This window comes from Enterococcus sp. GC34, from assembly GCF_040886645.1.
GTDB lineage: Bacteria > Bacillota > Bacilli > Lactobacillales > Enterococcaceae > Enterococcus > Enterococcus faecalis.
Genome location: NZ_JBFOEF010000010.1, coordinates 62,105 through 83,744 on the forward strand (window position 1 = coordinate 62,105; position 21,640 = coordinate 83,744).

At 35.9% G+C, this 21,640-nt stretch carries 19 protein-coding genes; 17 read left to right on the forward strand and 2 right to left on the reverse strand.

What is annotated here, in order from left to right; all coding sequences use genetic code 11:
* Positions 1-7: 7 nt before the first annotated feature.
* The 5 genes from AB3I72_RS10995 to AB3I72_RS11015 all read left to right on the forward strand — a co-directional run bounded on the left by AB3I72_RS10995 (position 8) and on the right by AB3I72_RS11015 (position 5,997).
* Positions 8-352, forward strand: a complete 345-nt coding sequence (locus AB3I72_RS10995) for an LPXTG cell wall anchor domain-containing protein (RefSeq protein ID WP_002366500.1) — start codon at positions 8-10, stop codon at positions 350-352.
* Positions 345-2,456: a MucBP domain-containing protein gene (locus AB3I72_RS11000; RefSeq protein ID WP_061101003.1), complete on the forward strand. Its 2,112-nt coding sequence runs from the start codon at positions 345-347 to the stop codon at positions 2,454-2,456. Before AB3I72_RS10995 ends, AB3I72_RS11000 begins: the two co-directional genes overlap by 8 nt.
* Positions 2,457-2,643: 187 nt before the next feature.
* Positions 2,644-4,107, forward strand: a complete 1,464-nt coding sequence (locus tag AB3I72_RS11005) for a helix-turn-helix domain-containing protein (RefSeq protein WP_002369577.1) — start codon at positions 2,644-2,646, stop codon at positions 4,105-4,107.
* 351 nt (positions 4,108-4,458) lie between these two features.
* On the forward strand, positions 4,459-5,292 hold the full coding sequence (locus tag AB3I72_RS11010) for an ABC transporter ATP-binding protein (RefSeq protein ID WP_002382183.1): 834 nt from the start codon (positions 4,459-4,461) through the stop codon (positions 5,290-5,292).
* A 3-nt stretch (positions 5,293-5,295) separates the two neighbouring features.
* Positions 5,296-5,997, forward strand: a complete 702-nt coding sequence (locus AB3I72_RS11015; protein WP_368023918.1) for a hypothetical protein — start codon at positions 5,296-5,298, stop codon at positions 5,995-5,997.
* A gap of 72 nt (positions 5,998-6,069) precedes the next feature.
* On the opposite strand, the gene AB3I72_RS11020 is transcribed toward AB3I72_RS11015, so the two are convergent.
* Positions 6,070-6,978, reverse strand: coding sequence for an LCP family protein (locus AB3I72_RS11020; RefSeq protein ID WP_002390119.1), 909 nt, complete (start codon positions 6,976-6,978; stop codon positions 6,070-6,072).
* A 277-nt stretch (positions 6,979-7,255) separates the two neighbouring features.
* Between AB3I72_RS11020 and alsS the strand changes: the two genes are divergently transcribed.
* From alsS to AB3I72_RS11035, 3 genes are all read left to right on the forward strand, one after another.
* The gene (alsS, locus tag AB3I72_RS11025) at positions 7,256-8,908 is read left to right on the forward strand and encodes an acetolactate synthase AlsS (protein WP_002357923.1); all 1,653 of its coding nucleotides are present in this window, start codon (positions 7,256-7,258) and stop codon (positions 8,906-8,908) included.
* 11 nt (positions 8,909-8,919) lie between these two features.
* Positions 8,920-9,624, forward strand: coding sequence for an acetolactate decarboxylase (gene budA / locus AB3I72_RS11030; RefSeq protein WP_002366507.1), 705 nt, complete (start codon positions 8,920-8,922; stop codon positions 9,622-9,624).
* 157 nt (positions 9,625-9,781) lie between these two features.
* On the forward strand, positions 9,782-10,864 hold the full coding sequence (locus tag AB3I72_RS11035; protein WP_002357921.1) for a PA2928 family protein: 1,083 nt from the start codon (positions 9,782-9,784) through the stop codon (positions 10,862-10,864).
* 113 nt (positions 10,865-10,977) lie between these two features.
* Here AB3I72_RS11035 and AB3I72_RS11040 read toward each other — a convergent pair whose 3' ends face one another.
* Positions 10,978-11,739 carry a WxL domain-containing protein gene (locus tag AB3I72_RS11040; RefSeq protein ID WP_368023919.1) on the reverse strand — a complete coding sequence of 254 codons (762 nt, stop codon included), beginning with the start codon at positions 11,737-11,739 and terminating at the stop codon, positions 10,978-10,980.
* Between the two features lie 206 nt (positions 11,740-11,945).
* On the opposite strand from AB3I72_RS11040, the gene AB3I72_RS11045 reads away from it, so the two are divergent.
* The 9 genes from AB3I72_RS11045 to AB3I72_RS11085 all read left to right on the forward strand — a co-directional run bounded on the left by AB3I72_RS11045 (position 11,946) and on the right by AB3I72_RS11085 (position 21,638).
* Positions 11,946-12,350 carry a hypothetical protein gene (locus AB3I72_RS11045; protein WP_368023920.1) on the forward strand — a complete coding sequence of 135 codons (405 nt, stop codon included), beginning with the start codon at positions 11,946-11,948 and terminating at the stop codon, positions 12,348-12,350.
* 207 nt (positions 12,351-12,557) lie between these two features.
* Complete coding sequence (locus AB3I72_RS11050) at positions 12,558-13,394, forward strand: ABC transporter permease (RefSeq protein ID WP_002382189.1); 837 nt, start codon at positions 12,558-12,560, stop codon at positions 13,392-13,394.
* A complete protein-coding gene (locus AB3I72_RS11055) occupies positions 13,387-14,166 on the forward strand; it encodes an ABC transporter permease (RefSeq protein ID WP_002357916.1) in 780 nt (259 codons plus the stop codon). Before AB3I72_RS11050 ends, AB3I72_RS11055 begins: the two co-directional genes overlap by 8 nt.
* 38 nt (positions 14,167-14,204) lie before the next feature.
* Positions 14,205-15,245: an ABC transporter ATP-binding protein gene (locus tag AB3I72_RS11060; protein WP_061100998.1), complete on the forward strand. Its 1,041-nt coding sequence runs from the start codon at positions 14,205-14,207 to the stop codon at positions 15,243-15,245.
* A gap of 26 nt (positions 15,246-15,271) precedes the next feature.
* Positions 15,272-16,336: an ABC transporter substrate-binding protein gene (locus AB3I72_RS11065; RefSeq protein WP_002357914.1), complete on the forward strand. Its 1,065-nt coding sequence runs from the start codon at positions 15,272-15,274 to the stop codon at positions 16,334-16,336.
* Entirely contained in the window at positions 16,312-18,096 is a 1,785-nt protein-coding gene (locus AB3I72_RS11070; RefSeq protein ID WP_368023921.1) for an adenine deaminase, read from the forward strand. Before AB3I72_RS11065 ends, AB3I72_RS11070 begins: the two co-directional genes overlap by 25 nt.
* Positions 18,080-19,408: an amidohydrolase gene (locus tag AB3I72_RS11075; protein WP_368023922.1), complete on the forward strand. Its 1,329-nt coding sequence runs from the start codon at positions 18,080-18,082 to the stop codon at positions 19,406-19,408. The genes AB3I72_RS11070 and AB3I72_RS11075 overlap by 17 nt, the downstream gene beginning before the upstream one ends.
* 184 nt (positions 19,409-19,592) lie before the next feature.
* Positions 19,593-20,483, forward strand: coding sequence for a helix-turn-helix domain-containing protein (locus AB3I72_RS11080; RefSeq protein ID WP_368023923.1), 891 nt, complete (start codon positions 19,593-19,595; stop codon positions 20,481-20,483).
* Between the two features lie 219 nt (positions 20,484-20,702).
* Complete coding sequence (locus AB3I72_RS11085; protein ID WP_368023924.1) at positions 20,703-21,638, forward strand: FAD:protein FMN transferase; 936 nt, start codon at positions 20,703-20,705, stop codon at positions 21,636-21,638.
* The last annotated feature ends 2 nt before the right edge of the window (positions 21,639-21,640 follow it).

Below are 21,640 nucleotides of genomic sequence, written 5' to 3' on the forward strand. Positions count from 1 at the left end.
CTTTAAAATGAAAAAAAGAAGTGGGTATCTTGTGTTCATGCTAGCACTCTTTTTTTTAGCAAGTGCTAATAGTGTACATGCGCAGCAAGTAGATTCAGAAGTAGGCATAACATTTTATCAGAAAAATTATAAGGATCAGGTAGTGCCTTTTGAAAAAATAACCCCAGTTAATGAAGCCAAACAACCCAATCGAGAAACGATTAACTCTGATAAAGGATTAATCAATCAACTTTTACCCAATACGGGAGAAAAACAGCAATTGGAATTACTAACTATCGGTTTACTTCTTATAAGCATCATCCTGTTTGTAGTGGCTCGAAGACGAAAGAAAGGATGGAAAGCAGATGAATAAGATTGCTAAAACCTCATTCGTTTTTATAATCACGTTGATTGGGTTTGCTTTAGGACCGCAAATTGGTGAAGCAACTGAGTTAGTCAAGAAAATTTCAAATAACACAAAATTGTCTGATTATGGTTACTTTAAGGCCTTGCCAGGTGTCTATACACCGACTTCCCATACTTTTGTTATGCAATCAGGGGCAGAAACAGAAGTTATTCCACTTGAAGGCAATGCGAACAGTAGTCAATTGACAGTTGATGAAAATTCTCCTGTAGGTAGTGCCATGATTCGTAATGTGGGGTGGTATCAAGGCAAAAAAGTCAGCGTTAAAGTTTCAATATTGAAAAATTTACCAAGTCGTGCGGGGGGAACAATCTTTTTTGAAAAAGAGCGTTTCTTAACACTATCTCTCCTTGGAGATGTAAAAGTGACGTATGAATTTTTTGACGAAGAAAACCAACCAATACAATTAAAAACCTCTTTTAATACGTATGATTTAAGTAAAAAATACTATTTTGGTATATATTTCCCTTTGGAATTACTATATGCGAGCAAACCGACGAATAACTTTTCTAGAACATGGAATGATGAAAGTGGTGGTTATTGGGTAACTTATCATAACGAAACGGAAACCGATGCCATCAATAGTCAAAAGCAACAGCTACAAATTTTAACTCGACCAAAAGAAAAATTAACCTTTATTTATCGAAATTGGAATAACAATCAGCCATTAGAAATTCCTTATCGTACAGACTTTGTGGCAAAACCTGAGTTTGGCGGGGCCTTAGCAAATTCTTTAACGTTAGAGAAGCCGCAACCTGTTAGTGAATTAAAGGCCCAACAAATCATGCCGAATGTTGCAGAGGATCGTAAATTAAGTAATTTAGAAGTACGTTTTAACTTAACAAATCTCTTGCAATCACAGCAATACGAGCCAGGTAATATCAACATTCAAAACTTTAATGGTGAAGATGTAACGGCTTTGTTCTCACAAGAGATGCAGGGCGAAGAATTAGTATTAACTGCCTTACAACCACAAGATAGCCGGTTAACTGCCACGACTTTACTTTATACAGTCGCCGTGAAATGGCGTGAAGATGCCCCAGCAGTAGATAATCGTTTCATTGATACAGAAGGAAATCTGACATTACCTTATACAATCCAAACAAAGGCCACCAATAGAGATAAAGTGTTTAATCAAGCGACCGAAGGCATGTTGAAAGTGAATTATAACAGCAAAGTGAATCTTCTTTTTGTCGACGAAAATAATCAACCATTGAAAGAGCCAATGAGTCAGCCAGGTATTTTAACACAAGCATTTGATGTATCATCTGAGTATCCTGAAATCCCTGGATATTATCCAGTTAAAAATCCAGTGGAACAAGATCAAGGAACGTTTAAACAAGAAGAACAAACAATCGTTCATCGGTATCGTAAAAATTTGGAATTTCAATTGAAAAATTCAGGAGAGGCAATACCGGTTTCTCGCTTTACTAAAGAAGCTGAGGTGGCGTATTCTTTAAAACACGAAGCAGGAAAAACGATTCGCGTAATGGCACGTTTCGGTGGAGAGGAACAATTAGTAAAAGAGTATCCAACAGCACCAGAGACTGTTGACGATCAAGTGAAAATGAAGATACCAGATAATTGGCTTGACCAAGAAGTTGAATTTTACGCAATGAATGAAACTGGACAAGTTTCAAATAATGAAAAAAAGATAGTCAGTCTGGAAAAGGGGCCGCAATTAAAATTACCTGACGTTCTTTCTTTTGGACAACAAGAAATCCCTGTAAAAGATAGCTATGTCAAGTTGCCACAAGAAGCAGAACTGGCTATCACTGATGAAAGCCAGTTAGATAAAAGTCAATGGAAAGTCAAAGTTAAAATGCAACAAATGATGAAAAATCAAAATAATCAAACATTGTCAAAAGGTTTAAGCTTTATTAAAGAGGGCAAACGGACACCGATTAATGACGTCGAACAAACTATTGCTAGTGGCAGTGGAAGTCAAATGTTGAATTTAGCAAATACACTTGAATTAACTTTAGTTCCAAGCGATGTCGCGGGTAGCTATCAAGGTCAATTAGTTTGGAACTTAGAAGATGCCCCTATTTAAACCTAGATAAAATTTCCATTAAACATGACTTAATAATTGAATCAATTGAAATCAAGCACAGGTGCTAAGGAACTTCTTTAGCACCTGTTTTTTTGGGGGCAAAAATTTACCTCTTGCAAAAAGAAAGTCGTATAATTAATATGACTAAGTTATTTATAAAAATTTAGAAATACAGGAGGTTGATAAAGTGCATACATTTTTAACGAAATCTTCTCAAAAGAAAATTCGTCTATTTAACTATCTCTTAGAAAAAAACAAGTGGCGAACCATTGCAGATTTAAAAGACTTACTGAATGTTTCTTCAAAATCTATTCTATTGTATGTAGAAGAATTATCAGACATTTTTAAACAATTTAATGGGAAAATTGTACTGAAAAATGAAAATAATCAACGATTTTATATGTATAAAGATGCTAATTTTCCTATCTATAATGTTTACTTGCATTACTATCGTCAATCTTATAATTTCAATTTGATTGATTATATGTACAAATACCCAGACAGAAATTTAGAAGACTATGCAGATGCGCAATTTACAAGTGTTTCGACTGTTTTTCGGTATGCCAAATTATTAGTAAAATATTTTAAAAGATATCAAATGACCTTTCATACGTTCTCTTTAGAACTAGAGAATCAAGAAAGCATGAGTCGTTCTTTTTATTATTATTTTTATTGGCAATCTTCACGTACAGGTGACTGGCCATTTACGATTTCTGAAAAGTTGATTGAACAATATATTGAACAATTTGAAGAGGTATACGATATTGAATTGTTACGTTTGCCGAAACGAATTTTTTCTTATTGGCTAGCAATTGTATTAGAACGTGCACCACAAAAAAGAGTGGAACTTTTAGATGAAATTAAACAGGTAGCTGATTCTGATAAAGCTTTTCCTTTAGTAAAAATGTGGCTGAAGAAGTGTAACTTATCGCTGCCTGAAGAAGAGATCTATTTTATATATCGAATTATCTACTCGTTTGGAGTGATTGATGGTAATCCTCGCTATGAAGTTAGTCATGCATTAGCACATAAATTGCATCATACTACGTCTTACCAAGCTGTATTGCTATTAAATAACCTCACGCAAAAAGACTATCAATTTCAATTGGATTTGTCAGATTCTGAATTAATTTTTAACTTTGTGGCATTCCACGAGCGAAGTCAATTCTTTTTCGGTAATACTGATTTATTTTTCAATCAGTCTTATATTAATGAAATTAAAAGACAAAATACGGAAATAGCCCAACTGATGGAGAACTTTCATCGAGATTTGCAAGAGCAGGCAACAAAAGAGGTCAAAGAAATTTTAAAAAATTGGGAACAACTTTTCTTAAACTATTACTATGTTTTAGATTATTATGATTTGTTGTTAAAGAAATTGACGCCCATTAAGATTTTAATTGCAGACGATTTACATCATACTCATCGATTATGGTTGATGAATAAAATAAAAAATTATTTTGGTAAAGCTTATCCCTTGGCTTTTTATGATTATGAAGTAGATGCATCTGAAGTCGATTTAGTGATTTCTAACTATTATTTTGATACAAAAGGAACGACTTTACTACTGATGAAAAATATACCAACAGAACGCAACTGGCGGAATTTAGAGAAAATTCTTTATAAAATAACCCATTGCAATGATAAATAAAGCTACTTTTTTGCGAGCTTTACATTTTAAATTAATAACATATCGACTACTATTAATTTTGTTTACTTACAAAAGCAACATTGGCTAACAGACAATTTTAGTCAGTTTAGGAACAGCGCTGAAGGATAATTGCCGGCGCTGTTTCTTTTATTTTTTTTCCAAATAGCGGATTTTTTTACACTAAAAAATGATTATTTTTCTTGCTATGCTAGTAATTGAAAGTATAGAAAGGAGCGGGTAGTAATGGTTGCATTTGGTATGGTAGTAATTAGTGTTAAATTAATAGGGATTGGCTTGTTTTGCTATTACGAACTAAAGGCTGAAAAAAATTGTAGTTAAGGAGTGTTGCTAATGCAATTAGAAAATATTTCAAAAACCATTGATAAAAAAGAAATTCTAACAAATATTTCAATTACTGTAGAACCAGGTGAAATTGTAGGTTTAATTGGTCCAAATGGTGCAGGTAAAACGACTACAATGAAAATCATGAGTGGATTAATTGTTAATTTTCAAGGTAAAGTCGTTGGACAAGAACGGATTGGTGTTTTAATTGATGGACCTAAATATTTTCCAAATAGAACAGCAAGAGAAAATCTTAATTATTTTCGTGCTCTTTCAAAAGAGAGTTATTCAGTTGATTACGTAGAATCACTATTTGATATGAAAAATTACGGGAAAAAGAAAGTCAAAGATTTTTCTTTAGGTATGAAGCAGCGCTTAGGAATGGCGTTAGCTTTAATTAACAAAAATGAGCTGCTTATTTTAGATGAACCAATGAACGGTTTAGATCCAGATGGCGTACAAGCGACCATTCAGACACTAAAGCACTTAGCAAAAGAGTTACATATAGGGATTGTCATTTCCAGTCATATTTTAGGGGATCTAGATAAGTTGTGCGATCGAGCGTATTTTATTAAAAATGGAGCAATTATTCAAACAGTCACTTTAGGAAAAGAAGTATCAGTCTATCAATTTACCTTTGATGAAGAAAACGAAGACAAAGTGAGTGAAATTAGTGCTCTTTTTGATGGCGTAGAACAAAGACATCCTCTTTGGTTAATTTCGGAAGCAGATTATCCGTTGTTCTTGAAAGAGTTGGTTTTAAACGACATCATTCCATTAGAAATGAAAAAACATGCACTAAATTTAGAAGATGTTTATTTTTCATTAGTAGAAGGGGAGTAAGAGATGAAAGTAAAAGCTGTGTTAAAACAAGATATTCAGCGCAGAATTTTTTGGTTTTCTGGAAGCTATCTCATTATGTTTGCCATTTTAGGGTTAGTTCCACCATTTTTAAATTATTTTTTTGGCGATATGTTTGATGTAAATGATTATATCAGTGCGATGAATTTTATTAACAGCTTGCTATCACCGATTTTAGTAGTGTCCTTTGTTGTTGACGATCAAGGCTCACGAATTAGTGATTATTATTTTAAAACGAGGCAAGGTCGCCATCTTTATTTGTTCTCGCTGTTGATTTGTGGACTATGTTTGGGCTTGTTAGCAGGATTTTTATTAATCGGTGTTTGTGCTCTTTTAAGCATGGTTCTTTCAGTAGCTGTTTCATGGAAAGTGTTGACTGTCCTATTAGCTTCTTATATATTGTTGCCGTTATTCTACTTAGTTTTAGGTATAACAATGTATTTATTCTTTCATATACAGGGAGTGACTTTAACGATCTTTAATTTAGTTTTGATGATGGTTGTTCCTATATTAATAAATATTGGAGCATCAACCATCGGATTGGGCATTCTTTTGCAGTCCCCTTTTTACATCTTAACATTTTTAGGAATGGGTTCAGGAACGATGAATGAATTATTTTATTGTTTAGTAAGCATACTAGTGTTATACGGAATAAATCATTGGAAAATACAACGAATTGATTTTTGAGTAAGGATAGTTCGATTTAAGATTTTAAAAGCATGTATCAGACGTATTTTATTGTCTGATACATGCTTTTACTTAGTTATTCAATTGATTTTTCAACTCTTGTTGGACACGATTTAATTCTTGTTCATCCACACGTTGGTAGGAAACACCATCTTGCATAAAACCAGTACCTTGAAGTTGGTCTTGTTTCACTTTACCAAAGGCACTGCGATAGTCTAAGGCAATTTTTTTCATGTCATCAAAACTTAAATCTGTCTTCATATTATCAGAAACAGCTGTTAAAATTTCTTGATAGTTGCTCACGCTATTAAGACTTAAGACTTTTTGGACGATGCCTTCAATCACTTTTCTTTGACGTTCTTGGCGGCCGTAGTCACCATTAGGGTCTTCGTAACGCATTCTTGAATAGGAGAGTGCTTGTTCACCATCCAATGAAATTTTACCAATCGTAAAATCATATCCGTCTTGAGAAAAAGTCAGATTATTGTTCACTTCGATTCCACCAACCGCGTTGACTAATTCTTTTAAACCAGCCATATTAATTGAAACATAATGATTAATAGGTATGTTTAAATAGTTTTCAACTGTGTCCATTGCTAAAGATGCCCCACCAAAAGCATAGGCGTGATTCAATTTATCTTGTTTTCCTTGACCTGGAATATCAACATAGGTATCGCGAGCAAGACTGACTAAGGTTGTTTGCTTGTCACGAGGATTAACTGTTGCAACAATTGTTGTATCCGAACGACCTTGCTCGACACGCCCATCATCGCCTGTATCAATCCCTAATAATAAAACAGAAAAAGGTTCCTTATTGTTTAAATTGACCTGACTTTTTTTAGATCGTTCTACTGTTTCATAGGTTTTATCCATTGATTTAGAAACATCCCAATAAAGTTTTGCTCCCATTCCAACAACTGCAAGAAATAGAACCAAGATAATTCCAAAGATAATGGCAAAAATTTTCTTCCCTTTTGACATATTTTTCCTCCAATAATTTATCACAGGTTGTGATTTTTTTCTTATAGGTTAATCTTACTAATTTTTAGTGAAGAAGTATATAATAATTGTTAAAAGACTATAAAACTTTAAGGTATTTTGCATTATTTTTGCTTAATCTTTTGAAATATCTCAATTCTATTAAAATATGCGAATTAGTATATTACACGTTTTTAAGGTGTTTCATTGTTGATTAATTAGAATTTTAGTGGTATTTTTGTATTTGTAATTAGTACAGATTTTAATTGGAGGTATAACAGTGAGTAAAAAAGGATCAGATATCATAGTAGAAAGTTTAATCAATCACGAAGTGCCCTATATTTTTGGGATTCCCGGTGCAAAAATTGATGGGGTTTTTGATGCATTAGTTGACAAAGGCCCAGAATTAATTTTAGCTCGACATGAACAAAACGCTGCCTTTATGGCACAAGGGATTGGTCGTTTGACGGGAGAGCCTGGCTTAGTTATTGCAACTAGTGGACCTGGTGCCAGCAATTTAGCAACTGGGTTAGTAACTGCGACTGCAGAAGGGGACCCTGTTTTAGCATTGGCTGGACAGGTGAAACGGTCCGATTTGTCAAAATTAACTCACCAAAGCATGAATAATGCTGCATTATTTAGTCCAATAACAAAATTCAGTACAGAAATTCAAGATCCAGAAACATTATCTGAAAATATTGCCAATGCTTACCGTATCGCCAAAACAGCGAAAAAAGGCGCAACATTCTTATCGATCCCACAAGATGTCACAGATAGTCCGGTGACAGGCGAAGCAATTAAGCCTTTGTCGGCTCCGAAACTGGGCCATGCATCAGCAGAAACAATCGCAGCTTTAGCTGAACGAATCAAGCAAGCGAAATTACCTGTTTTACTTTTAGGAATGCGGGCCTCTGCACGAAAAGTTACCGCAGCCATTCGTGAATTGGTTGCTATAACTGGTTTGCCAGTAGTGGAAACGTTCCAAGGAGCAGGAATTATTTCAAAAGAATTAGAAGAACATTTCTTTGGGCGTGTTGGTTTATTTCGAAACCAACCTGGGGACCGTTTGTTAAAAAGAAGTGATTTAGTGATTGCGATTGGTTATGACCCCATTGAATATGAAGCACGTAATTGGAACGCAGAAAAAGATGCGCGCGTTATTGTTATTGATGAAGTTCAAATGGAAATTGATCAATATATGCAACCGGAAGAAGAGCTAATTGGTGATATGTCTAAAAATATTTTGAAATTATCAGAAGCATTTAGTGAACCAATATTAACAGAAGATGCTCAAGATTATTTAGAAACGCTTCAAGAAAAATTAACGATTAAAGAAGTAAAAACAAGTACAATTGAAAATCGATTACATCCATTAGAAATTGTTCAAACGCTTCAAGAAAAAACCACGAATGAAATGACAGTTACTGTTGACGTAGGGAGTCACTACATTTGGATGGCTCGCCACTTTAGAAGTTATGAACCGCGTCATTTATTATTTAGTAACGGTATGCAAACATTAGGTGTCGCTTTGCCTTGGGCAATCTCGGCTGCGCTGGTTCGTCCGAATACACAAATTATCTCTGTTTCTGGGGACGGCGGTTTCCTATTTTCGGCGCAAGAATTAGAAACAGCGGTTCGTTTAAAGCAAAATATCGTGCATATTATTTGGAATGATGGTAGTTATGATATGGTTAAATTCCAAGAAGAAATGAAATATAATCGATCCTCTGGCGTAGATTTTGGTCCAGTTGATTTTGTGAAGTATGCTGAAGCTTTTGGAGCCAAAGGGGTTCGAGTTCATTCACAAGCAGAATTTGCCGCAGCTTTAGAAGAAGGAATGCAAACAGAAGGCCCAGTGATTATTGATGTTCCTGTGGATTATTCAGATAATCAAGAATTAGGTAAAACATTGTTACCAGATCAACTTTATTAGGAGATGGAAAAATGAGCGAACAATATGTTTATCAACATGGTACGCTAGGCGGTTTAATGGAAAGTTTGATGGCAGGAACGGCAGAAATTGGTACGTTACTCACGCAAGGTGATTTTGGAATTGGGACATTAGAAGGCTCAAATGGCGAAATTATTTTATTGGACGGTATATTGTATCATGCGAATCAAACTGGCGAAATTACTATTTTAGAAGGCGAAGAATTAACGCCATATGCCGCAGTTACTCGTTTTCAAGAAGATGGCGCATTCCCTGTATCAACGGAAACCGATGAAAATATTAAAGCACAAATTTTAGAAAAAATTAGTCCTAATTTTTTTGCGGCAATTAAAATTAGCGGTCTTTTTGCGAAGATGCATGTCCGTGTGGCACCTAAACAAGAAAAACCATATCCACCATTTGTAGAAGCAGCACGCAATCAACCTGAATTTACAGCGGAGAATATTCAGGGAACAGTTGTAGGGTTCTTTACACCTAAATTATTTCATGGTGCTTCTGCTGCAGGATTTCATTTGCACTTTATCAGTGAGGATCACCAATTTGGTGGGCACATTCTTGATTTTGGCATTAAACAAGGGACTGTTTCGTGGATGGAAGCAGCAGAATTGCGGCAGCATTTTCCAGTTCATGATGCTGATTATCGGAATAAAGAAATTGATATTGCAAAAGCTTTGTCTGCAATTGAAGAAGCGGAATAACTGAATAACAAGGCACATTTCTCCACGCCCATTCAAGTTGACCTAGTTAGTCAACTTGAATGGGCTTATTGCTGTTCGTCGCTTTTTGTTGTTATTTTTCAAAAAAAAATAGTATCCTTTTTATAATAAGCAAATAACAATTGGAAAGGATGGCGTAATGGACACACTTTATAGAAGTTGGCAATTATCTGGTTGGCTCTATCATGATATTTTTGTCATCATTGTAGCAATTATTTTTATAGTAATTAGTGGTATTTTGGTTATTTCCTTAATAAGAAGGCGGAGTACAAGGAGACTGGTTCCCTATGCGTTAATTTTGTTGGTTTATCTTGCAGTGGTACATTTTGCTGGTTTAATCTTTTTCGGAATGTTTCGTTCAGTAACGATTGAAGAGAAAAGTGCGACGTTTTATTCTGAAAAAACGAAAGGCTTAACTTCAATTGAGCGAATGATTATCCCAAATGGACGAACGAATGGCATTAGCACTAGTAACTCATTGTTCCAAGTGATTTCTGTTAATAGTCAGACGGGCGAACGAATGTGGAGTAAACGTTTAGGCTGGCGTGATTATTTAATTGGTCAAACGGATCAATATGTGGTTTTGAATAATGCTGATAACGAGGCCATTTACTTACTCGATACAAAAACAGGGAAAAAACAGTTTTCCGAAGCGGATTTAGTGAAGAAATTCCCTGAATTAAAAGACTATTTAAGCTCTGATTTCGTTGATTATCGTTTTATGGATAATCGCTATCTCTATATTTATGGATTAAACAATCGATATTATCAATTAGATTTGAAAAATTGGCAGTTAAAACAAGACCCAACTTTCAAAGAAGTCTTTCAAACACAAGAAGCGCCTAAATGGACGGTAGATTCAAATGAGAGTCAAATTGGTCAAGAGCTGTCATCGGAAGAGCGTACAACAGTGCAAGGAAAACTAGAAGAGCAACTAATAGCACCAGTTTTACTAGGCAAGAAAGATGAAGCAAATTATTATGTTCTGTCATACAAGAAAAGACAAAGTAATCAAGCGATAGTTGGCTTGTACAATTGGCAGAAAAAAACATACGAGTGGCAAACACCGTTGCTTTTAACTAAAGAAAATGTACCTATTGAAGCTTTTCAAGTAGAGGATGCGTTGTTCATTAAAGTCCCGCGTTATTTATACAAAATTAATTTGAATAATGGCAACCAAGAGTATCAGTTTGATTACCGCTGGGGCCAAGTGATTCGTTAAACGAAAAGCGGTAAAGTATGTTTAGACGAATAGAAGGAGCAAATAGTCCTTATGATATAAAGAAACGCTTAGAAGAGTAGTGATTTCGCTAGTTTTCTAAGCGTTTCTTTATTTTATGCAGGTCCAGAGATTAAATTCCAGATAATCGAACCTGTATATGCGCCAGGAAATAATTGTGAAACAGGGGTTTGAATTGCAAGAGAAATATCGGTCATGCGGCCACTCCACATGCCTTGTCCTTTTCTATCACCAGCGTTACTCATTAAAATCGCACCGTTACCGATAATAATTGGGTTGGTCGGGAAGTCGGGTGCAGCAGGATCTTCTGAAAAATCCAGTCCATACATTGTATTTGTCATAAAGAAACGCCTTAACGTTTTGTCGTAGCGGGCATAGCCGCCTGTTAATTGAAACGTAATGATGCCTAGTAAAGAATGAGCTTCGTTTCGCATGTGTGGGATTTCAGCAGTGACATGCCAACCAGTTAAGGCTCCGCGAACATCCCCCATCCCGAAGTGTCTCATTGTATGAGTATTACCTTCAGAAGGTCGTATAGGAACTGCTGTTAAATCACCAGAAATCGCTTGGGTTTCAAAAGTAAATTCTTTCGGAATGAAGAGCAAGTCAAAACTAGTGTTAGGATTTTCTAAATCAGGATCAATGGCATCGTCAACCGATTCGTCGCCAGGCAGCTCTCCAAGTTCTAGCTCAACTGAAACAGGCGTTTTTCCAGAACGAGTGGCAAAAGAAACCGATGGGTCAAAAGTAAAGAGACTGAATATTAGAAACAAGGCTGCCATTGATTGATAAGTGAGTAGATTTTTTTTATTCAAGAAAGTTCCTCCTTTAGGGGCTGATAATATAAGTATACGCAAAAAGAGCTGTTTTTATTTATCAGTAATTTACAGGGAATTCGAAAATATTGAGACAAATAGTTTTTAATATTAGTTGAGAAAGGTGAGTCGACAATTTTTACTTGTTGATTCTGTCTTTTTTGAGCACCATTCGTTATATCAAGCATGCTAAAATATAAAAGAAATCATCAGGTATCACTAATAAAAAGGGAGAGGAGGAGAAAACTTTGAGTAAGTGTTTGGGGTTGTTGGTGATTTTATTTGTATTATCTGGCTGTTCAGGAAGTAGGGATTCACAACAGGAAGTCGTTACAGAAAAGTCTGCTAATAATGACAAAGTAAGACAATTTGTCGATCAAAAAAATCCGCATTTAGGAACGCAATTAGAAGCAGAATCTTATACTAAACAGGAAGCGATTGAATTTTTACAAAATGGTTTAGGGATACCAACTAATGACTCGGCGTTTCATTATACGTTTAAGCAGTCAAATAAAGGAAGTTATGTTGTTCAAATTAGATCTGAAAAGAATAGTGTCTCGAAAGAGAATGAATTGTTCGGATATTATCAGGTGTATCAAGATGGTATTATAGTGAAAATGATGGAAAAGGATCAAACGTTCCAAGAAAATTAAGTGATAAATAAAAAAGTTGACAAAAAACACAAACGGTCTTGTTTGTGTTTTTTTGTTTAATGTTCGTGTTTTATTTTTTAATAACCTTTTTAGGAAAAATATACGAACGTTCGGGTTTAAAAACGAACAAAAAGATGGAAATGTGTTGAAATATACGTTTTCCTTGCGTATACTGATGAAGTGAAAAAACGAACGAGGAGTGTACGAATGAACAAGAAAGTTCCTTATTTAATTGTGGCACCGGGGCTAGTACTATTATTATTTTTCTTAATGATTCCATTAATTACTAGCATTTTACCAACCATTTTTACTGATCATGGCTTGACACTAAATCAGTATGTTACTTTTTTTAAAGATGACTATAATGTTTCAATTTTCTGGCGAACGATAAGAGTTTCGTTAATTGTGACGGGGATTTCAATCGTGTTGGGCATTCCAACGGCATACTTTATTGCTGGAGTTTCCAAAAAATGGCGTGGCTTTTTAATGGCTATGACCTTGTTTCCACTATTAACCAACTCAGTTATTCGAAGTTTTGCTTGGATTAACATTTTAGGAAAAAACGGTGTAGTGAATACGTTGTTATTAAAAACAGGCTTAATTGAGCAACCGCTGAATTTATTGTATACAGAATTTGCAATTATTATCGGTTCAGTGTATTTATTTTTACCGACAATGATTATGACCTTAGTTGGGGTTATGGAAAACATTGAAGGAGAAATGCTAGAAGCGGCTGAGACGCTAGGCGCCAATCCAATGACGGCTTTTCGGAAAATTGTTTTACCTTTATCAATTCCAGGCACCATCGTAGGAAGTATATTAGTGTTTACAGGAACTTTAACGGCTTATACGACGCCACAGCTGTTAGGTGGTAACCAAAAAATGATGATGTCGACCTTCTTATATCAAAAGGCTAATACTTTAGGTGATTGGCAATCGGCGAGTGTTCTTGCATTTATTATGATTTTAACAACATTAATTGTGATGAAAGGCCTAGACATGGTCGCTAAGAAAGTAGATCGGAGAGAAGCAAATCATGCGTAAGCAAAAAGGACTATCTGTTATTGCAATTCTAGTTTTTCTGTTTTTATTTTTACCATTATGTTTGATTGTGGTGACTTCTTTTGGAACAGCCGCAGCGATTCAATTTCCGATTAAAGGATTTACTTTAGATTGGTACGCCAAAGCATTACAATCGGAAACGTTTATGGACAGTTTTAAGTTAAGCTTGTTGATTGGGGTATTAGCGACTGTTTTAGCATTAATAGTAGGGATTCCGGCTTCCTATGCGCTGGCACGTTATTCCGTTCGCGGGCGCAACTTTATTAAAAGCTTTTTCTTATCCCCAACTGTGATTCCAGGAATTGTGGTCGGGTATACGTTATTTCAATATATTGTTATTAAATTAGGTTTGCCTGTCTTTCAAGGATTATTAATGGGGCATTTTTTAATTAGTTTGCCTTATATTATTCGAGTGGTTGGGTCAAGTATGGAACAACTAGATTATTCAATGGAAGAAGTAGCTTGGACATTAGGTTGTACAAGATTGCGAGCTTTCATTCAAATTGTTTTACCCAATGTGTCTTCGGGAATTTTTGCAGCCTTTATGTTAGCATTTGTCAATTCGTTTAACAATGTTCCTGTATCGATGTTTTTATCAGGTCCCGGTGTGACGATGCTGCCTACTTCTTTATTAAGTTATATGGAATACAATTATGATCCAACTGTTTCAGCAATTTCTGTATTGTTGATGCTACTAACAATGGGCTTAATGTTTTTAATTGAAAAAACGTTGGGACTAGCTTCCATTGCCTAAAACATGGAAGAAGCACGAGATAGAAAGAGGAGAAAATTTTGACTTTTGTAGATTTAAAAGATATTCGCGTCAGCTATGACGGAAAACAAGATATTTTAAAAGATTTAAATATTTCAATGGAAAAAGGAGAGTTAGTTTCTTTATTAGGACCGAGTGGTTGTGGTAAAACGACTACGCTAAGAGTGATTGCTGGATTAATTAAGCCAAACGACGGACAGTTTTTCGTTGACCAAGAAGAACTAACAAAGGTTCCTGTCCATAAAAGAAACTTCGGGATGGTTTTTCAAAGCTATGCGTTATTTCCCCATTTAACGATTGCAGAAAATGTGGCTTTTGGGTTGAAATTACGCAAAGAAAGCAAACAAACCATGGACCAAAAAGTCGCGGAAATGCTAAAAGTATGTGGTTTAGAAAGCTTGGGAGACCGTTATCCAAAACAATTATCTGGTGGTCAAAGACAGCGGGTTGCGCTAGCACGTGCTCTGATTATCGAACCTAAACTATTACTACTAGATGAACCGTTGAGTAATTTAGATGCAAAATTACGAGTGGCAATGCGGATTGAAATCAAACGGATTCAACAACAATTAGGCATTACGACAGTTTTTGTCACACATGACCAAGAAGAGTGCTTTTCTATTTCAGATAAAGTGGCCATTATGAATAATGGCGTGATTGAACAATATGATTCACCAGAAACGATTTATCGTTTGCCTCGTACTAAGTTTGTTGCAGAATTTATCGGTTTTGAAAACTTTTTCTCTGTTGAAAAAATGGAAGATGGTCATTATCGGACACAAACAGATCAAATAGTGAAAACGACTAATCCTGAACCAAATGTTACAACGACAGTGGCAACGATTCGTCCAGAGGACATCGAGATTGTTTCAGAAGCTGCTACTAATACTGTCGCAGGTACTGTCGCTGTCCGAACATTTTTAGGGAAAAGCTATCAATATGAAGTGGAAACAGCGTTAGGTACATTGCTGGTTAATGGAACAAGTGAACAGTTATATGAAACAAACGAAACCATTCACTTGGCTTTTCCAGCTGAGAAATTAGTTATTTTAGAAAAATAAAAACCATTTTGGAGGAAGATTTAAAAATGAAAAAACGCGTAATTTTAGGAACATTAGTCGCTGCAACGTTATTAATGACTGCTTGTGGAAACAGCGAAGCAACTACGAAAAGCGAGAGCAAAGGTGGAAGTAATGCTTTAGTCGTTTCAACTTTCGGATTAAGTGAAGATATTGTCAAAAAAGACATCATCGCTCCGTTTGAAAAAGAGAATGAAGCGAAAGTTACCTTAGAAGTAGGCAATAGCGCAGACCGCTTTACGAAATTAAAAAATAATCCCAATGCGGGAATTGATGTTATTGAATTAGCACAAGCAAATGCAGCACAAGGTGGAAAAGAAGGGTTATTTGAAAAAATTACAGAAAAAGAAGTACCTAATTTAAGTCAGTTAACGCCGGGAGCAAAAGAGGTTTTTGAAAGTGGTGCTGGCGTACCAATTGCTGTAAACAGTATCGGGATTGTTTACAACAAAGAAAAATTAGGCAAAGAAATTAAGAACTGGGATGACTTATGGTCAGCTGATTTGAAAGGTAAAATTTCTGTTCCAGACGTTGCCACGACGGCAGGTCCTTTAATGTTATACGTTGCTAGTGAACATGCTGGTCAAGATATTACAAAAGATAACGGGAAGGCCGCTTTTGAAGCGATGAAAGAATTAAAACCAAACGTTGTTAAAACGTATTCAAAATCGTCAGACTTAGCTAATATGTTCCAATCTGGTGAAATTGAAGCAGCTGTGGTTGCTGATTTTGCGGTTGATATTATTCAAGGCGCAGCAGAAAACGTGACGTATGTCGTTCCAGAAAGCGGCACGTATGCCAACTATAATACAGTCAATATTCCTAAAAAAGCACAAAACAAAGAAACCGCCTTTAAATTTGTTAATGCACGGATTAGTGAAGAATCACAAAAGGCCAAAGCGATTTCATTAAATGAAGGACCTACAAATCAACAAGTAACGCTAAGCGAAAAAGAAGCGAAAAATAAAACATATGGTGCCATTGCCGAACGTGCCAAAACAGTCGATTTTAATTTTATTAATAGTCAACTAGCGGATTGGATTGATCAATGGAACCGGACGATGAATCAATAGTTTTAGAAAAGAGGGGCAAAATGAACGTCGATGTACTACTAAAAAATGTGTGGCTGTATCAAACAGTCACTCAAACATTCGTTCAACGAAATGTTGCGATTAAAAATGATAAATTTTATTACATTTATGAAGAAGAGAACGTCAATTTGCAGCCCAAAAAAACAATTAATGCCGAGAATCAATGGATGATTCCCGGCTTAATTGATGCACACATGCATATTGAAAGTTCCATGACGACACCTACTATTTTTTCCAAAGCAGTAGTGCGTTACGGTGTGACAACGGTGATTGCCGATGCCCATGAAATGGCTAACGTATTTGGCTTAGAAGGGTTAAAAGCTTTTATGGCCGCTGAAACAGAACTAGATATCTTTCACGCAATTCCTTCCTCGGTTCCTTCGACCACTCCCGAATTAGAAACAACTGGTGGGATTATCGGCTTAGCAGAAGTAGCAGAATTACTCAAAGAACCAAAAGTGATTTGTTTAGGGGAAGCCATGAATTTTAAAGGGATTTCCTATGAGCCAGATTCTTTAATTCGTCAAATTATCGATTTGTGCCAAAAACAACGACCAACCATGCCTTTAGAAGGCCACTGTCCTAAAATCGAAGATCAAGAGTTAGCAGATTTTCTATATAGTGGTATCACTTCAGATCATACCCATCAATTTCCTAAAACGTTAAAAGAAAAAATTGAAGCGGGCGTCTTTATTCAATTTCAAAATAAATCAATCACTCCTGAAAACATTCAGGTGATAGTAGACAATGACTTCTACAATTATGCAAGTATTATCACGGATGACGTGATGGCTGATGATTTGCTAAAAGGTCATCTAAATGAAAATGTCAAAAAAGCCGTTCATGCAGGATTGCCTATCGAAAAAGCCATTTATATGGCAACTTATACGCCGGCCAAACGAATGGGTCTCCATGATCGTGGCGAAATTGCACCTGGTAAAAAAGCTGACTTTTTGTTATTAAATGACTTAGAAAGTTTTGATATTAATACGGTTTATAAATCTGGAAAGGTCGTTTTTGAAAAAGGCGAGCCCTTTAATTATCCAGAAAAAATCGAAGAGTTTCCAGCCGCGTACCAACAAACCATCCAATGTAAAAAGTTAACAGAAGAAGATTTACTTTTAAAGGTGGCTACAACAAAAGAAACAGTTCGTTGTAATGTGATTCAAAAACAAGAAATTGGTACATTTACAGAGCGAATTACAAAAGAAATTCCTGTTGAAAATGGGTTGTTACAATGGCAAAAAGCCAACTGTGCCTTATTAATTGTGATGGAACGTTACGGAAAAAATGGCAATATTTCTTTTTCTTTAATGGATCAACCCCTTTCCGAGAAAGGAGCCATTGCGACAACCTGGGCCCATGATCATCATAATTTAATGGTGATGGGTAATACGATTGAGGATATTTTATTAGCGCAGAATGAATTATTAGCGATGCAAGGCGGCTATTTGGTTGCTTCGGATCAGCAAGTGATGGCAACTTGTCCTTTACCAATTGGTGGGATTTTATCGCAAGCACCGATTGAACAATTAGGCGCTTCTTTACAAAAAGTCCGACAAGCTATGCAAGCGTTAGGTTATCAAAATATGAATGAAATCATGTCCTTTTCTACACTATCATTGCCTGTCTCGCCAGCCATTAAAGTGACAGATTTTGGGATGATGGATACGAAGTCACAACGTTTCTATCCATTAGTTTTTCCAGAGGATGGAGTTCTTTTGCATGAAAACACTCATTAAAAATGTGCATATACTAACAATGGATGAGCAATTTTCAGAAATCAAAGCCGGCTATTTAGTGATTGAAGAAGACACAATTGTTGCATTAGCACCAATGACCACACTTGATGAAAAGCAAATTGCTGCAAATCAAGTAATCGATGGTCAAAATGGAATTTTAATGCCTGGGATGATTAACACCCATACCCATGTAGGCATGATTCCGTTTCGTTCGTTAGGAGACGATGTGCCAGATCGACTCCGGCGTTTTCTTTTTCCATTAGAACAATTCATGACAAAAGAATTAGTAGGATGCAGTAGTGATTATGCAATTGCTGAAATGTTACTGAGTGGTATTACGAGCTTTTGTGATATGTATTATTTTGAAGATGAAATTGCTAAAAGTTGTGAAAAAATGAGTGTTCGTGCTTTGCTAGGAGAGACGATTATTGATATGCCCACTTGTGATAGTCCGGAACCTTCAGGCGGTCTTTTTTACGCGGAAACCTTTATTCGCAAGTGGCAAGGCCATCCGTTGATTACGCCTATACTTGCGCCACATGCACCGAATACCAACTCACCAGAAGTGTTAGCAAAAATTATTGAACTTAGTCGGCGATACCAAGTTCCTGTGACCATGCACGTTGCTGAAATGACTTATGAAATGGCTGAGTTTGAAAAAAACTATCAAAAAACACCAATTGCTTTTTTAGAAGAACTGGGTTATTTGAGTGAGCCGTTTATTTTAGCGCATTGTATTTTGGCAACCGATGAAGATCTTGCGAGTTTAGCTGCTACTAATGGAAAAGCGCGTGTCGCTCATTGTATCGGTGCGAATACTAAATCAGCCAAAGGCGTAGCGCCGATTAAGCAAATGCTTGATCAAGGGATTATTGTCGGTTTAGGCACGGATGGACCTAGTAGTGGGAATACATTAGATTTATTCACCCAAATGCGCATGGTTGCGAATTTTCATAAGACAGCACACCAAGATCGCTCCTTGTTTCCTGCGAAAGAAATTGTTTATCTGGCAACGATGGGGGGCGCTAAAACGTTAGGCTTGGCGGAGCAAGTCGGCTCATTGGAAGTGGGCAAAAAAGCGGATATAGCATTAATTGAAACGCAATCAGTTAATATGTTTCCGATTTTTGATGCCTATTCAGCGTTGGTTTATTCAGCAAATGCTAGCAATGTTGAAGCTGTTTGGGTGAACGGTCAACAGTTAGTTGCCAATAAAGAATTACAACAAGCTAATCTCAAAGAAATCAAGGAAAAATTATATCAGGCCATGAATACATTTGTGAAAGAAGCTAAAAAAAGAGCTGCTCTCTAAACAAAGCAAGTATGACGTATCGGATTGATTAAATAATGCTGGATTGACGTTTAGTGATTTAGGTTCTAATAGAGCGCAGACAAACTTTTAATGAAAGAGTTGTCTGTGTTCTTTTTTGTTATAAACATTTTTCTTTTTCTATATATATTTTTAAGGTAAGTTGTATTATAGTAAGTTTGAGAAGATGAGAATGAGAGGAAAAGCAATGAATATACAACGGTTTATAGAAAAACGCAAAGCACGTGGTTTGTCGCAAAGTGAATTGGCTAAAGGGATTTGTACGCAAGTTACGGTTAGTCGCTTTGAAAAGAATGGTCAAGTCCCAACTTTAAAAATATTGATCCAACTATGTAATCGTTTAGAGCTACCTTTGGGAGAGCTCTTCCCGCGCGTAGGGATTAAACAACCTGAAATTCTTGAAAAAATGGAAGAAGCAGAATTCTTCTTGATTACTAGCGAACATGACCAATTGCAAACAATTTTAAAAAATATTCCTTTTGATGAAATCAAAGATTCCCAACTGTTATTAGAATATTATTATTTACAAGGCTTTGTCATGATTTTTCAAAATGCTTCGTTGATGGATTGCTTATTTACCTTTGAAAAACTTCTGTTTGAAGAGCAAAAATACACGAGCGATATTTACCGTTTGTTAGCTTTTACTGGAATTGGCATGGCCTATGCCAAAGAAGGCGAAATTGAGAAAGCAGAATTTTATTTCAATAAGGTCTTCAAGGAAATTTATCTTTATACTATTCAATCAATGGAAGATACTTGGCGAGTATTAAATGTTGTCTTTCACTGTGGTGTTTTTTATGCAGAAAAAAGCGATTTAGAAACAAGTGATGCTTTGTTAGAGTATGCGATTTCCATCTGTTCTGATAATCACGTCACGTATTACTTGGCAAGAGCAGCTTTCCAGCTTGCGAAAAATGCCTTAGCTGAAGAAAAGCCGCAAGAGCAAATTTTAGAACTACTACAAGATGCCCGCGCGTATGCAAAAATCAATAAAAATCGCATCTTGTTGGAAGCAATTCAAACATTGAAAGAAACAATTTTATCTAAGAATAATTAGTTTATATAGAAAATTATATATTTATTTTCAAAATATAATAAAAAAAGCGTTTTTTAAAAGAGTTCAAGACGCGTTACGACCTTAAATGAAAATTTTAAGGTCGTTATTTTATATAAAAAAATATATAAACGACTTGACTGGCATCAAATAAAGTCGTATGATTCATTTGTGAATAAATGTGAAATAAAACACAATCTTTCGTGGAGAGGAAGTCTTGAGGTGCAACAAAGTCAAACTATTTATTTGATGGGCACAGTAATAGATGTATTTGTAGACCATGAAGAACCTGAAAAAATTCTAGAAGAAGTGCATCAACGATTGATCACTTATGAACAACGTTTTAGTGCAAATGATTCAACTTCGGAACTGATGGCTGTCAATCAACAAGCTGGGCAAAAACCAGTCAGCGTTCATCCAGAGTTGTATCAATTAATTGCATTAGGGAAAAAACATAGTTGTGATCCAGCTAGTCATTTGAATATTACCATTGGCCCGTTAGTTCAAACGTGGCGAATCGGTTTTAAAGATGCCCGTGTCCCGTCAGAAGAGGAAATTAAAGCCTGTTTGAAAAAAATTAATCCAGAAAAGATTCACTTAAATCCATTAAAACAAATGGTTTTTTTGGAAGAAGAAGGAATGAAATTAGATCTGGGGGCTTTAGCAAAAGGCTATATCGCTGATTTACTAATTGCCTATTTGAAAGAAGTCCATGTGACGTCTGCTTTGATTAATCTGGGCGGCAATATTGTGACGTTGGGGCCCTCTACGCATCAAAACAAAAAATGGCGAATTGGTATTCGCAATCCGCAAGAATCCAGAGAAACAATCAGCTTACTTGTCGAAGTGGCTAATCAATCGGTTGTGACGTCGGGCATTTATGAAAGAAGTTTAACCGAAGCTGGGCGAGTCTATCACCATCTGTTGGATCCGACAACCGGTTACCCATTGGAAACTGAAATGGCCAGCATCACAATTATCTCGGATGCTTCAGTGGATGGTGAGATTTGGACAACGCGTTTATTTGGTTATCCAATTCCAGAAGCGCTTGAAATCCTCAATCAACTAGATGGGATTGAAGGAGTCATCATTACACAAGACCAGCAAATTTTATATAGCAGTGGGTTAGCAGATACTCTTCACATTATCCATTCATAGAA

What these genes read in the sequence shown, in the direction of transcription:
- AB3I72_RS11035 (WP_002357921.1), top strand. Translation starts at nt 9,782, where the DNA reads ATGGACACACTTTATAGAAGTTGGCAATTATCTGGTTGGCTCTATCAT.
- budA (WP_002366507.1), top strand. Translation starts at nt 8,920, where the DNA reads ATGAGCGAACAATATGTTTATCAACATGGTACGCTAGGCGGTTTAATG.
- AB3I72_RS11055 (WP_002357916.1), top strand. Translation starts at nt 13,387, where the DNA reads ATGCGTAAGCAAAAAGGACTATCTGTTATTGCAATTCTAGTTTTTCTG.
- AB3I72_RS11075 (WP_368023922.1), top strand. Translation starts at nt 18,080, where the DNA reads ATGAAAACACTCATTAAAAATGTGCATATACTAACAATGGATGAGCAA.
- AB3I72_RS10995 (WP_002366500.1), top strand. Translation starts at nt 8, where the DNA reads ATGAAAAAAAGAAGTGGGTATCTTGTGTTCATGCTAGCACTCTTTTTT.
- AB3I72_RS11070 (WP_368023921.1), top strand. Translation starts at nt 16,312, where the DNA reads ATGGAACCGGACGATGAATCAATAGTTTTAGAAAAGAGGGGCAAAATG.
- AB3I72_RS11015 (WP_368023918.1), top strand. Translation starts at nt 5,296, where the DNA reads ATGAAAGTAAAAGCTGTGTTAAAACAAGATATTCAGCGCAGAATTTTT.
- AB3I72_RS11000 (WP_061101003.1), top strand. Translation starts at nt 345, where the DNA reads ATGAATAAGATTGCTAAAACCTCATTCGTTTTTATAATCACGTTGATT.
- AB3I72_RS11010 (WP_002382183.1), top strand. Translation starts at nt 4,459, where the DNA reads ATGCAATTAGAAAATATTTCAAAAACCATTGATAAAAAAGAAATTCTA.
- AB3I72_RS11050 (WP_002382189.1), top strand. Translation starts at nt 12,558, where the DNA reads ATGAACAAGAAAGTTCCTTATTTAATTGTGGCACCGGGGCTAGTACTA.
- AB3I72_RS11080 (WP_368023923.1), top strand. Translation starts at nt 19,593, where the DNA reads ATGAGAATGAGAGGAAAAGCAATGAATATACAACGGTTTATAGAAAAA.
- AB3I72_RS11020 (WP_002390119.1), bottom strand. Translation starts at nt 6,978, where the DNA reads ATGTCAAAAGGGAAGAAAATTTTTGCCATTATCTTTGGAATTATCTTG.
- AB3I72_RS11065 (WP_002357914.1), top strand. Translation starts at nt 15,272, where the DNA reads ATGAAAAAACGCGTAATTTTAGGAACATTAGTCGCTGCAACGTTATTA.